General features: G+C 70.1%; 13 protein-coding genes. 8 read left to right on the top strand and 5 right to left on the bottom strand.

Annotation, left to right across the window (positions count from 1 at the left end; genetic code table 11):
- Window positions 1-116 precede the first annotated feature (116 nt).
- On the top strand, window positions 117-1,121 hold the full coding sequence (locus D473_RS0114790; RefSeq protein ID WP_026126970.1) for a polyprenyl synthetase family protein: 1,005 nt from the start codon (window positions 117-119) through the stop codon (window positions 1,119-1,121).
- A gap of 363 nt (window positions 1,122-1,484) precedes the next feature.
- Here the strand turns inward: D473_RS0114790 and D473_RS0114785 are convergent, their stop codons facing one another.
- The 5 genes from D473_RS0114785 to rarD form a co-directional block, all read right to left on the bottom strand.
- Entirely contained in the window at window positions 1,485-1,712 is a 228-nt protein-coding gene (locus D473_RS0114785) for a hypothetical protein (RefSeq protein WP_026126969.1), read from the bottom strand.
- A gap of 251 nt (window positions 1,713-1,963) precedes the next feature.
- On the bottom strand, window positions 1,964-2,134 hold the full coding sequence (locus D473_RS27700) for a hypothetical protein (RefSeq protein ID WP_017609840.1): 171 nt from the start codon (window positions 2,132-2,134) through the stop codon (window positions 1,964-1,966).
- 188 nt (window positions 2,135-2,322) lie between these two features.
- On the bottom strand, window positions 2,323-3,414 hold the full coding sequence (locus D473_RS0114775; protein ID WP_017609839.1) for a hypothetical protein: 1,092 nt from the start codon (window positions 3,412-3,414) through the stop codon (window positions 2,323-2,325).
- Window positions 3,415-3,637: 223 nt separating this feature from the next.
- Window positions 3,638-4,576, bottom strand: coding sequence for a hypothetical protein (locus D473_RS27475; protein WP_017609838.1), 939 nt, complete (start codon window positions 4,574-4,576; stop codon window positions 3,638-3,640).
- Window positions 4,577-4,694: 118 nt separating this feature from the next.
- A complete protein-coding gene (gene rarD, locus D473_RS0114765; RefSeq protein ID WP_017609837.1) occupies window positions 4,695-5,693 on the bottom strand; it encodes an EamA family transporter RarD in 999 nt (332 codons plus the stop codon).
- Window positions 5,694-5,771: 78 nt separating this feature from the next.
- Here rarD and msrA point away from each other — a divergent pair, with 78 nt between their 5' ends.
- From msrA to D473_RS0114725, 7 genes are all read left to right on the top strand, one after another.
- The gene (gene msrA / locus D473_RS0114760) at window positions 5,772-6,431 is read left to right on the top strand and encodes a peptide-methionine (S)-S-oxide reductase MsrA (RefSeq protein WP_026126968.1); all 660 of its coding nucleotides are present in this window, start codon (window positions 5,772-5,774) and stop codon (window positions 6,429-6,431) included.
- A gap of 382 nt (window positions 6,432-6,813) precedes the next feature.
- Window positions 6,814-7,029 (top strand): hypothetical protein, encoded by a 216-nt coding sequence (locus D473_RS0114755; protein WP_017609835.1) that lies wholly within the window; start codon window positions 6,814-6,816, stop codon window positions 7,027-7,029.
- Between the two features lie 5 nt (window positions 7,030-7,034).
- A complete protein-coding gene (locus tag D473_RS0114750; protein ID WP_017609834.1) occupies window positions 7,035-8,246 on the top strand; it encodes a sensor histidine kinase in 1,212 nt (403 codons plus the stop codon).
- A gap of 122 nt (window positions 8,247-8,368) precedes the next feature.
- Window positions 8,369-9,034 carry a response regulator gene (locus D473_RS0114745; protein ID WP_017609833.1) on the top strand — a complete coding sequence of 222 codons (666 nt, stop codon included), beginning with the start codon at window positions 8,369-8,371 and terminating at the stop codon, window positions 9,032-9,034.
- Window positions 9,035-9,599: 565 nt separating this feature from the next.
- On the top strand, window positions 9,600-10,202 hold the full coding sequence (locus D473_RS0114735; RefSeq protein ID WP_051043089.1) for a hypothetical protein: 603 nt from the start codon (window positions 9,600-9,602) through the stop codon (window positions 10,200-10,202).
- Window positions 10,203-10,586: 384 nt separating this feature from the next.
- Entirely contained in the window at window positions 10,587-11,186 is a 600-nt protein-coding gene (locus D473_RS0114730; protein ID WP_051043086.1) for a hypothetical protein, read from the top strand.
- Window positions 11,187-11,623: 437 nt separating this feature from the next.
- Window positions 11,624-12,736, top strand: coding sequence for an acyltransferase (locus D473_RS0114725; protein ID WP_026126966.1), 1,113 nt, complete (start codon window positions 11,624-11,626; stop codon window positions 12,734-12,736).
- Window positions 12,737-12,803 lie beyond the last annotated feature (67 nt).

The raw sequence follows: 12,803 nt of genomic DNA, 5'->3' as shown, positions 1-12,803 counted from the left end.
TTCACCATTCCGGGTCGGATACCGTGGCAAGTCGGATCATGTTCATGTGCTGAGCACGGTCGCGGCCTTCCCCTCCGGAGCCGTGTACGTGCCCGTTCAACAGGTGGAGCTTTACGGTGAGCGGTGCTGTCCCGAGCGGGTTTCTCGCTCTGCCGAGAGTCGACTTGTCCCTCGCCCGTGAGGTGCAGGACGACCTCGACAAGGTCGAGGAGATGCTCCGGGACTCGGTGAGTTCGACCGATCCGCTGTTGACCGAGTCGGCCTCGCACCTGCTGCAGGCGGGCGGCAAGCGTTTCCGGGCGATGCTGGTGCTGCTGGCCTCCCACTTCGGCGACCCCAGCACCCCCGACCTCATCTCCGCCGCCGCGGTCGTCGAGCTCACCCACGTGGCGACGCTCTACCACGACGACGTCATGGACGAGGCGGAGGTCCGCAGGGGGCTTCCCAGCGCCAACATGCGCTGGGGCAACAGTGTCGCCATCCTCACCGGCGACTACGTGTTCGCACAGGCCTCGAGGATGCTCGCCGACCTGGGCACCGAGGCCGTCCGGTTGCAGGCCGAGACCTTCGCCCGCCTGGTCAAGGGGCAGGTGCGCGAGACCTCCGGGCCGATGGAGGACGCCGACCCGCTCGACCACTACCTGCAGGTCATCAGTGACAAGACGGCGTCGCTGATCGCCTCCTCCGCCGAGTTCGGCGGGATGTTCGGCAAGGTCGACCCGGAGACCACCGGGACCCTGACCCGCGCCAGCGACGCCCTCGGTATGGCCTTCCAACTGGCCGACGACATCCTGGACGTGGCCGGCAACCCCGACGACTCCGGCAAGATCCCCGGCACCGATCTGCGCGAGGGTGTGCTCACCCTCCCGATGTTCTACGCCCTGCGCTCGACCGACCCCGCCGACGAACGTCTGCGCTCCCTGCTGGGCCGCCCGCTCGACGAGGACGAGGCCGAGGAGGCCCTGGCGCTGCTGCGTCCGCACCCGGCCATGGACGAGGCCGACGCGACCCTGCGCTGGTGGGCCGGCAAGGCCCGCGCCGAGCTCGCGACCCTGCCCGAGGGACGCCCCCGCGCGGCCTTCGAAGCGCTCTGCGACTACGTGGTCGAGCGTACCGGCTGACACCCCGGTCCCCGCGCGAGCGGCGTGTGAGGCGGACGCGCCGGCGGCGGAGGTCGCCGAGCCGGTCGTCGCGGATATCGAGGCGCGCCGGGCGAAGCTGCGTGCGGTCCGGGACGGGAACGGGGTCCGGGGCGGAGCGCCCCGGAGGGCGGGATGCTCGACGGTCCGGCGGTTCTCTCGCGACTCACGGCTCGTCGGGGCCGCTGTGGTGGTGGCAGGCGGAGCGGCCCGGGGGCCGCAGGGCCGGCCGGGTGGAGCAGCCGGGGTGGGGCGTGGTCCACGCCCGGCGTCCGGAGGCTTCCACCGGGAGGGGCCCGGTGGGTGCTGCGGGGGTTCAGCCCGAGAGCTGTGCCGGCGGTGGGATCAACGCCAGGTCCAGGACTCCTGAGCGGCTTCACGGCTCAGTCCGGCGGCCCTGGCCCGCGCCTCACGTGCGCGTCCCCGCTCCAGCCACTTTCCGATCCGTTCCTCCATGCGGCGTTCGGCCGGGGTGAGGGGGGCATCCGGATCGGAGGCCGAGTGCTGTTCCAGGGCGGTCTCGTGGTCGCGGTCGTTCTTCAGACCGGTCTCCTCGTCGGACGATTCCTTCATGGTCGTCACCACTCTTCCGTCACCAGTGGCGGCCCCGCGGTGGGCGGGGCAGCTGTACTCTGTCCGGCTCCCTCGGCTGCCCGGAGGCAGAGATCTCCAGAGTAGAGCGGGCCGGACCTTCTGTCAGGAGGTCCTCGGAATCGGCCGGACGCGGACGCGCTCCGGGTGGTACACCACCGCCTCCACGCGACCGGCCGTGTGCCGCAGGTGCGGGTATGGTCTTCCGCCCCTTCGGCCCTCGGGCGTGTGCCCTATCCCTTCGGACCCCACTCGGACTCGTCGAACAGGTCGAACCGGTGCCCGGCCCGCTCTTGGTCCGCTTGCCGTTCCCGGAGGCCGCGCGCCTGGATCTCGTCCAGCCGTTGTTCCTCCTCGGTCAGTGGTTCGTCGTCCGGGTCGATGTCCTCGCGTTCTGGGGTCATCCCGGTCCTCCTGCCTTCCGCTGCGGGTGCCTCGACCTGATTCGATCATGACTCAGGTCACTCACGCTCGGGAACGGCGTTGTTCGTCCCTGCTTCTGTGCGGCGAAAGTCCCGAACCGTACACGGGTGCGGCGCCACCCGGTTCCCCGGGCGGCGCCGCGTGCCTGTGCGGCCGTCCGTGCGAGGCCTCAGCTCACGACGGGCAGGGCGTCGGACCCGGGCAGGTCGGTGACGGTCGGGTACTCGACCATGCCCTCGGGCGTCTCGGGCGCCTCGGTGCCGCCGGAGATGCTGACGGGGTCGCTGAGGTCGATGTCGTGCACGAGGTCGGTGCCCCGGCTCAGACCGCTGACCAGATCCTCGGCGGTCCCGGTGTCCATACCCTCGGCGACCTGTGGCAGACCCAGCTCCGAGGACTGCGGGAGGCTCTCCTCGACCTGCCCGGTGACGGGCTCGACCGCCTCCAGCGCCGGGTCGAGTTCGCCGTCGGCCAGGCGCACGTCCGTGTCGGCGGCCGGACCGCTGAGGGAGAAGGTCTCCACACCCTCCGGGGTGAGGCCGTCGGCGGCCGACGTGGCCGTCTCCACCACGCCCGGGCTCTCCTGGGAGGACTGCGGAACCGTCGGCGGCTCCTCCCGGTTCCCGTCGCCGGCCATTCCCACGGTGGTCTCCGAGGGCAGAGCCGTGACCCGCTCCAGGTCCGAGACCTGCGGGAGGACCTGGTCGCGCACGCCCACGACGGTGTGGGCCGCCTGCGGGACCACCGTGGTCACGGTCTCCTCCAGACCCCCTCCCGCGCTGTGAGCGCTCTCCTCGAAGCGGTCCCCGGCCCCGTGCGCGGTCTCCTCCACGACCTCCCCGGCCCGGTGGCCCGCGGTGTCGTAGGGATCGCCGTCCAGACCGGTCATCTCCTGGCCCTCGGCGAGCGTGTCGGTGGCCACGGGGACCGGGTTGGGCGCATCACCCACCGGGGTGACGATGCGCTCCTCGCTCTTCGGCAGGGTCTCACCCAGGTCCGGGGCGGGCTTGTCGGGGTCGTTCGCGGTCTGCTGCAGCTCGTCGAGCGCGCCACCGGCGGCGCTGCCCGTGCCCTGGGGGACGAGGCTGTTGACGGTGGGCGCGACGTTCTCCATCAGGGCACGCTCCGCCATGGGAGCGATCTCCTCGGTGACGGATTCGAGGGTGTCGGCGCCGGCGAACCCGGAACCGAGGGCGACGAAACCGGCCGTGCCCGCGGTGAGCAGGGCCGTCCTCGCGGTGAAACGTCGGTACTGCGACATGGGTCTTCCTTCCCTGGTCAAGCAGTGGTGCGTGGTGTGTTCGGGGCGGCCGCGCGGTGTAGGGGCGGCCGGGGCAGCAGCCGGTCGGCGCATCGGAGGCGCACTGGACCACCGGCTGACGTGAACCCCGTGAGCATCGGGCACGGGACTCAGGTCAGCTCCCAGGTGAGCGGAAAAGGACTGGGAACGGTCCTCGCGGGCGGGCGCTGCGGCGTCGGACCGTCTAGTCGGGGGAGACCGTGGGGGCGTCGGCGGGGTCGGCGGGCACCCCGTACGGAGCGGTCGACCACGGGCGGACCGCGGCGGAGGCGGGCCCGGTGACGGAGGAGGAGGGCAGGAACCCGGCGACGGCGGGCGCGGCCGGGCCGGCGCTCTGGGCGGAGGTGGTCGGCGCGGAGGCCGGGTGGGAGGGGCCCGGTTCCCCCCTGTCGGAGCCCGCGCCGGTCTCCGGGGCCGCGTCGGCGCTGCGGTCGGTGGCGGTGGCGAACACCGGTGTGGTGTCGACGGTGGTCCCGGGGGCTGCGCCTGGGCTTTCCGGTGCGGTGTCCTCGGACGCACGGCGGTCGCGTTCGGCGTCGCGGTCGTCGTCGGTGTCCCGGTAGGGGGCGGCGGTCTCGGCGTGGTCCTCGGACGTGGTGCCGGACGCGGGGGTGTCCTCGCCGGTGATCACGGGGGTGGGGCCGGAACCGGGGCCGGCGCTGTCCTCCCGGCCGAGACCCTCGACGACGCGGCGTGCGCCCTCGCCGACCTCCGCGACGGGGAGCCCGGCCTCGGAGAGCTCGCCGCCGTCGGGCCCGGACGCGGGGTCACCGAGGCGCTGGTGGACGGAGCCGAGGGTGTCGGTCACGGGCGCGGTGACCTCGCCGGTGACGAGCGTGTCCAGGGAGGTGCCGGCGGTCCGGTCCCCGGTGGTCTCCTCGGCCGGTTCGGTGGCCGGTGCCGGTTCGTCTGCCGGGCCGGTTCCGGGGCCCGGCCCGGGGGCGCCGGCCTCGGAGCCGTCCACGCCCCCGTTCAGGTCGAGCGCGTGGGCGGGGCTGCCCCCCAGGAGCCACAGCGCGGCGAGGAAGACGGCGGCCAGCAGAGGGAGCAGGAGGGCCGCCACGGCCGGGCGCACGGCGGTGGCCACGCGAGGGGCGTGGGCCGTGCGGCCGGCGTCGGGCATGGAAGGACCCTCCGGGGAGCAGTACGGTCTGCGCGGACGTCCCGCGCATGCGACTGCACGTTAGCACAGTGTCACCTGCTGTAGTTTCGGGTTGCCGGAACCCGGGTAGCCGTGGCGGTCACTCCTCGGACGGGTAGTCGTGCCGTTCCGGCTGCTCGCCCTCCCTCGCCGGCCGCTCGGTCCGACCCTGCGCGGGGCCCCTGCCGCCACGGAGACCGACCGCCGTCCTCGTGGACCGGGCCTTGCGTCGATCCCTGAACTGGTCGGACACGAACACGCAGAGCGCCAGCCACACCAGGACGAACCCGGCCCACCGGCTCGCGGGCATCTCCTCGCCCTGGATCAGCCACCCGATGAGGAAGATCAGCGTCGGAGCGATGTACTGCAGCATCCCCACCACGCTCAGGGGAATCAGCCGCGTCGCCATGCCGAACAGCAGCAGGGGCAGGGCCGTCACGAACCCGCCGCCGATCAATAACGCCGTGTGCCCGGCCGATACGGAGAACGCCGTGCCGGCCCCGGAGGCCTCCAGGTACACGACGAACCCGAGCGCAGGCAGGAACATCACCAGGGTCTCGACGGTCAGGCTCTGGGTGCCGTCCAGGTCCACGTACTTCTTCACCGCGCCGTACGTGGCGAACGAGGCGGCCATGAGCAGCGACAACCACGGTGTCGCGCCGTAGGCGATCGTCATCACCACGACCGCGAACGTGCCCAGCGCCACCGCCACCCACTGCAGCGGGCGCAGCCGCTCGGAGAAGAAGACCATGCCGAGCAGCACCGACATCAGCGGGTTGATGAAGTAGGCGAGAGAGGCCTGGAGCGTCTCGTTGATCGAGACCGAGTAGATGAACCCCCACCAGTTCAGGGAGATCACCACCGCGGCGACGGCCACCGGAAGCAGACGGCGCGGATCGCGCAGGACCGGGATCACCCAGCCCCAGCCGCGGCGTGTGACCAGCAGGATCACACACATCGCCAACAGCGCCCACACCATGCGGTGGGCGAGCACCTCGGAGGGGTCCGACGCGGAGAGAAGGGGCCAGTACAGGGCGGCGAAACCCCAGAACAGGAAGGCGCTCGCACCCAGGAGGACGCCGCGGTTCGAATCGGGCATCCTGTGATCCTATGCCCCGGCCTCCCGTAGAGGGCCGCGGCACCGGCCGTTCCCTTGACCGGTGGATAGCCTGGAGACATGTTCGGGAGAAACGCGACCATGGTCGATCCAGCCAACGCCCTGCCCGGCAGGGACACCCCGGTTCCGGTGCCTGAGCGCCACACCGTGCTCGGCACGCCGCCCGCCCCGCCCTACCCCGACGGCGCGCAGATCGCCGACCTCGGCATGGGCTGCTTCTGGGGGCCGGAGCAGGTCTTCTGGCGCCTGGGTGCCGAGGGCGGCATCATCACGACCGCCGTCGGTTACGCGGGCGGATACACACCCAACCCGACCTATGAGGAGGTGTGCTCCGGGCTGACCGGACACACAGAGGCGGTCCGTGTGGTCTTCGAACCCGAGCGCATCTCCTACACCGAGATCCTCAAGATCTTCTGGGAGGGCCACGATCCCACGCAGGGCCTGCGCCAGGGCAACGATGTCGGATCCCAGTACCGGTCGATGGTCCTGTACCACGACGAGGCCCAGCGCGAGGCGGCCGAAGCCACGCGCGAGGCGTTCCAGCCGGTGTTGGAGCGTTCCGGGTACGGCTCGATCACGACCGAGATCGAGCCCCTGCGGGCGTTCTACTTCGCCGAGCACTACCACCAGCAGTACTTGCACAAGAATCCGGGCGGTTACTGCGGCTCGGGCGGCACGGGCGCGAGCTGCCCGATCGGTGTTGCACGCACCGACGGCTGAACCCGCTCCCGGGGCCTGCCGCCCCGAAGACCTGAGGAACCCCGGGCACCCGCATCAGACGCGGGTGCCCGGGGTTCTGCTTGCTCGGGTGCCCGCTCGACATCGCACGCACGCCTTCTGCTGAGGGCCGCTTGTCGCGGCATGACCGGTGGTGGGTGGGACATGGCGGCGTACACCTCGAGGAGGACGAGAAGTGTCAGCCACGGTTGTACGAGCGCCCGAAACCCCCCGTGTAGCGTTGCACGACGTCAGTCGAACGGGCCGCGCGAGAGGCCGTCCTCACACCGGTGGTCCCCGTGTGTTCCGACGAGCGGTGGGGCAGTCACGGGTCCTTTCCGCCCCCGGACGGTCAGGAGCGAACCCCATCAGAAAGGCGGGGGAGATGCGGGCGCTGAAGGCCGTCGGTGCGGCGGCGCTGGGGCTGATCGTCGGGGGAGCCGCCGGGTTCGTGCTCTCGGAGACGCTCGCCGTTCTCCTACTCGTGCTGGGGGGTGGTGAGCTGCCGGGCCGGGCCCCCGTCCTGCGCTATCTCATTCCGCTGTTCGCGGCCTTCGGCCTCATCTGCGCACCTGTTCTGGTCTCAGGGGAAAGGAAGTAGAGGACATGGCGGCGCGTTGGTTTCCGGTCCGGGGGAGCGACCGCGTTCCCGACCGGCCGGACGGCACCCTGAACGATGTCGCCATCGCCGTCGTCGCGGCGACGGCCCTGTTGATCGCCGAGGTCGTCTTCGCCCAGAGGAACGGCGTCCCCCTCCAGATACAGGGCATGGGTCTGCTCGTGGTGGGTTCCGCCTCCATCACGCTCCTGAGCCGCCGGCCCATGGTCACCGCCGTGGTCGTGGGCCTGTGTCTGCCGCTGTACTACCTGACGGGCAGTACCGATGCCTGGCCCGCGTGGCTCCTGCTCTTCGTGGCCGTCATGCGGCTGGCAGCGACGGGGCGGCGTGCGGCACCCGTGGTCACCGTCCTCACTGCGGTCGCCGTCTTCGCAGTGGGGGAGTCACTGGCCTTCGAGCCATGGCGCACACTCACCGTCCTGGGGTGGATGATCGCCGCCATCGCCGCCGCCGAGATCAGTCGTGGCCGCGCTCTGCACCTGCGTGCGACCGAGGAACGTGCGGCCGAGGCCGAACGCACCCGGGAGGAGGAGGCGCGCCGCCGGGCCAGCGAGGAGCGCCTGCACATCGCACGCGAGTTGCACGACGTCATCGCGCACAACATCTCTCTGATCAATGTCCAGGCGGCCTCGGCGGTGCACCGGCGCGAACCCGAACAGGCTCTGCAGGCCCTGGAAGCGATCAAGGGCACCAGCAAGGACACTCTGCGGGAACTGCGCGCGACGCTCGGCGTGCTCCGCCAAGTGGACGAAGAGCGTTCCGGAGCGCCCGACGCCCCAGCCCTCGGAGTGAGCAGACTCCCCGAGCTCGTGCACCGGACCCGTGAGGCCGGCCTCGACGTGGCTCTCACGGTGGACGGGACCGACGCCGCGGGCACGGGCGGTTCCGGGGGAGCCGACATGGCGGAGATGTCGTTGCCCTCGCCGGTGGACCTGGCCGTGTACCGGATCGTGCAGGAGTCGCTGACCAACGTGCGGCGCCACTCGGACTCCGCGCGGGTGGAAGTGGCCATCGGCAATGCCCCCGGCCGGGTCGTCGTGCGCGTGGCGGACGAGGGCACCGGTGACGCCGATCCGCAGCGGGAAGGCAACGGTCTGCGGGGGATGCGTGAGCGGGCAGCGGCTCTGGGCGGAAGGTTCGACGCCGGCCCGGCCCCGGGAGGCGGGTTTCAGGTACGGGTGGCCTTTCCGGTGGACTGAGCACCGTGCAGCGGAGGGCCTCGGCACATGACCCGCTACGGAGTGGAACCTCCTGACACGCTCACGGAGCGGGAACGTCCGGCACGACGATGGTTCGGGCCGGCAACGACGAGGGGTGAAGCGTGGTCAACGTACTGATCGCCGACGACCAGAAGCTGGTGCGGGCGGGTTTCCGATCGATCCTGGACGAAGAGGACGACATCTGCGTCGTCGCGGAGGCCTCCGACGGCGGCACGGCGGTCGAGACGACCCTGCGCGAGCGTCCCGACGTGGTCCTGATGGACGTACGTATGCCGGGCACGGACGGGCTGGAGGCCACCCGGAGCATCGTCTCGGACCCCCGGCTCAAGGACGTCCGGGTCCTCATACTCACCACCTTCGACGTGGACGAGTACGTCTACTCCGCGCTGCGGGCCGGGGCCAGCGGCTTCTTGGTCAAGGACACCGAACCGATGGAGCTCATCCACGCCGTACGCGTGGCGGCCCGTGGCGATTCCTTGCTCTCACCCACGGTCACCCGGCGGCTGATCGCCGAGTTCGTGGGCCGGATCAAGGAGCCGCCGCCCGCCGTCGACCTCAACAGCCTCACCGAGCGCGAGCGCGAGGTGCTGGCCGGGGTCGCGGCCGGGCTCAGCAACGAGGAGCTGGCCGAGCGTCTCGTCGTCTCGACCGCGACCGCCAAGACGCACGTCAGCCGGATCCTGACCAAGCTCGGTGCCCGCGACCGCGCCCAACTCGTCGTGATCGCCTATGAGACGGGAACGGTCCGTCCCGGCTGGCTGTCCTGAGGAGGTGGCGGGGCGGCGAAGAACCCTTGGTCATCGGCCGGGAGCCGCAAGAAGCCGACTACGGGACCGGGTGCGACCACGCCCTCGAGGGCGTGTTACGCCTCCTCGACCTGGTCTGACGGCCCCCTGCGCCCTCGGGCGCCCGCACCAATACGCGGGAGCCCGGGGTTTTGCCTGATCAGGTGTGCGCTCGGCGCGGCCCCTTACCGGTTCCTTGAACCGTCATCGGAGTTCCGATTGCCCCCGCCGGAGTGTTCGAGGACACATCGGCCCTCGACTCTCCGGAATCCTTGGCTCGACCCGCCCGGGAGGCCGGTCGTCCGTCCGCATGCTCCTGTCCGGAGCGGGGCCGTGCGGTCGCGGGGAGGGGCCCGATCCGCCTTGCACACGGGCTGACCTGGAGAGTTGACGCCCGTTTCCCGTGGTGGGCGGGTGCTGTGTATGCGGACGGGGGCCAAAGGTTGCTCCGCGCCCGTGTCGCCTATCGCACGTATTCGATGTGGCCTCAAACACTGTACAAGGGCTGGTCACTGAATACATTGCACATATGAACTTTATCGAATCGATGCCGAAGTTTGTGTTTACAGCGACATCGAGCGTTCTGCTCACCGGCGGACTGCTCTTGGCCGGCCCCGGTGCCGCGTCCGCTGATGAGAAGGAGGAGGGCACCGACAGCGGGTGTGCGGGCGTGGAGATGAACGCCGACGGCAGCTCCGGCGCCCCGTCCGAGGAGGCCGAGAAGGCCGCCGAGGAACTCAATGACAAGTTGAAGCAGGACATGGCCGACAGCATGAGTCCTCAGAACGCCGCCTGTGCCAACGAGGTGGTCCAGGCCGCGCAGGACCGTGACATGAACAAGGAAGCCGCCACCATCGCGGTGGCGACCACCATCGTCGAGACCCACCTGAACAACTACACCGGCGGCGACCGCGACAGCATCGGCCTGTTCCAGCAGCGCGACCACTACGGCTCCTCCGACGAGCGGCTCGACGCCGGCTGGGCCACCGAGGCCTTCTTCGACGAGTTGGAAGCCGTTTACCCCGACGGGAGCTGGGAGAGCGAGTCCCTGGGCAAGGTTGCCCAGGACGTGCAGCGCTCGGCCTACCCTGACCGTTACCACGACCAGATCGATGACGCCGAGGTCATCGTGGACCACCTCTGGTCATGAGCCCCTTGTAAACCTGCGGTGGTAGGAGCCTGTGAACCCCGCTCTCACACGCTCCACTGCTGAGACCCCGGCCCCGGTTCCCGACGGAACCGGGGTCTTTTCGTGTCCACGGTGGACGGCTGCCCGAGACCGAAGAGTGCAGACCCGCTTCCGGCCCGCAGTGGGGCGAAGGGCGGTGGCGAGGGGTTCTTGCGCTTGCCTGGCGTGTCCATGAACGGCATGTGCGGTCGGCGTTCGGGTGAAGCGACCCTCCGGGCGGGGTGATGCTTCCGTCGAGATGCCTGGAAGGTTGCTTCGCCTTGGTGTTGAGCATCCCACTCGATGAAGGTGTCCTAAAAGGCCAGGTCATGCCGTAAGTTTGCGCCCATGAAATTTACAGAACTGATGCACAAATTTACGTTTACCGCGACCTCGGCCCTGGTGCTGTCCGGAGGGATCCTCCTGGCCGGGCCCGGTACCGCTGCCGCCGATGACAAGGGTGACGACACCGGCGACGGATGCATGGGCGTGGAGATGAGTGTCGACGGTGTCTCCGGCGACTTCTCCGAGGAGGCCGGGAAGGTCGCCGAGGAGCTCAACGACAAGTTGAAGCAGGACATGGCCGGCAACATGAACGCGCGGACCACCACCTGTGCCAAGGAAGTGGTCGAGGCCGCGCAGGACCGGGACATGGGTCAGGACGCCGCCGGCATCGCGATGGCCACCGTCATCGTCGAGACCCATCTGAACAACTACACCGGCGGTGACCGCGACAGCGTCGGCCTGTTCCAGCAGCGTAACCACTACGGTTCCTCGGACGAGCGGCTCGACGTCGGCTGGGCCACCGAGGCCTTCTTCGACGAGTTGGACGCCGTTTACCCCGACGGGGGATGGAAGGACGTCTCGCCCGGTGCGGTCGCTCAGGACGTGCAGCGCTCGGCCTACCCCGACCGTTACCACGACCAGATCGAGGACGCCGAGATCATCGTCGACCACCTCTGGTGACAAGCCCCTTCTTGGTGACAAGCCCCTTCTTGGTGACAAGACCTTCGCGAGCCCGCTGGCGGTGGAGCGTGTGAACCCCGCTCTTGCGCGCTTCGCCGCTGAGACCCCGGTCCCGGTTCCTGATGGAGCCGGGACCTTTTTTGTTTCCATGAGCGCCGGCCCGCGCTGTGGGGAGCATGTGGTCCGGGTTTCTCCCCCGGGGTTTCCCCTTGTGTTATTTGAGCCACGCCCCGTGTTCACGACACGGTCGGGCCCGGAGTGGAGGCTCGGGGCATGCCGTGTCACGTTTTTCGGACGGGTCGCAACCGCGGTGATCCGGTTTTTGGAACCGGAGCGCAGGTGACAGGGGGCGGCCGCTGTGTGTTGTGCGCATCGCTGTCCACGGAAAGCGGCGAACAGGGTTGAGCCACAGGATAACGAACTGGTATCGATGGGGGATGCGAGTCGACGAAACCCCTGCGGGCGACCCGGCGTCGACGAAGCGCGCCCCGAACCACACCGCTGCTCCGGCGACCAATTGGATCGATCTCGCCAGAGTCTGCGCGATGGGGGCCGTCGTCCTCGTACACGCCTTCAGCCCGCTCGTGAGTACCACCCACGCAGACCTCGGCAGCCAGTCGTGGTGGGCCGCGCACGTCTTCGATTCCGCCCTGCGGTGGTGCGTGCCCGTCTTCGTGATGATCAGCGGGGGACTGCTCCTGCGCCCCAGGCAACACGAGGACGCGGCCGCCTTCTACCGCAAGCGGTGGGCCAAGATCGGCGTGCCCCTCATCGTGTGGACCGCCGCCTACTTGATCTGGGAGCACTGGCGTGACGGTATCGCCGCCTCCGACGCGGTCGCGGCGGCCTCCTCGGGCACACCCTCGATCCACCTGTACTTCCTCTACGTCATCGCAGGCCTCTACCTGCTCACCCCGTTCCTGCGCACGGTGGTCGCCTACACCTCCCGCACCGGACTGTGGTGGTTCGCCGGGCTCGCGCTCGGTATCGGGGCGGCCGACCAACTCCTCGGGCTGGTCGACGGGGTCGGCGGAGCGACCGCGGCCACGCAGTTCCTGCCCTTCCTCGGCTACTACCTGCTCGGCTGGCTGCTGATGACCAGCGACCCCGGGCCCCGGGCCCTGCGCTACGGCGCGGTGCTGTTCACCGCGGGTGTCACGGCCACCGTGGTGGGCGCGTGGGCGGTCGCCGCCACGGCGGGGGAATGGGGTATCGGCGCCGAGTACGTCTACGATTTCCTGTCGCCGACGATGGTGCTCGCATCCGTGGGTGCCTTCCTGCTGTTGCGGAGCGCCGGCCTGAAACTGGCGGCCATCGGCGGTCCCGCCGCCCAGGGGATCGGCCGGATCGTCAGTGTCCTCTCCGGCCTCAGCTTCGGCGTCTACCTCGTGCACGTCATGGTGCTCAACACGTTGCGGGACCTCGGGGGTACCCCGCACGGGGGTGCGGCGTTCCTCGCAGCGTGCGGGTACGCGGCCGCCACCTTCGTGATCAGCCTCGTCCTGGTCGCCGCCGTCCAGCGGATCCCGTACCTGAGGGCCACGGTCTGAGCCGAGCGCGTCCCGGCCGCGGAACACCCGGGGCGGCTTTCGAGGGGCGTGTCCGTGCCACCGGCGC

The sequence above is a fragment of the Nocardiopsis xinjiangensis YIM 90004 genome (genome assembly GCF_000341145.1).
Classification (GTDB): domain Bacteria; phylum Actinomycetota; class Actinomycetes; order Streptosporangiales; family Streptosporangiaceae; genus Nocardiopsis; species Nocardiopsis xinjiangensis.
The sequence above is the reverse complement of the archived record's forward strand: the minus strand, read 5'-3'. Positions and strand labels throughout refer to the sequence as shown.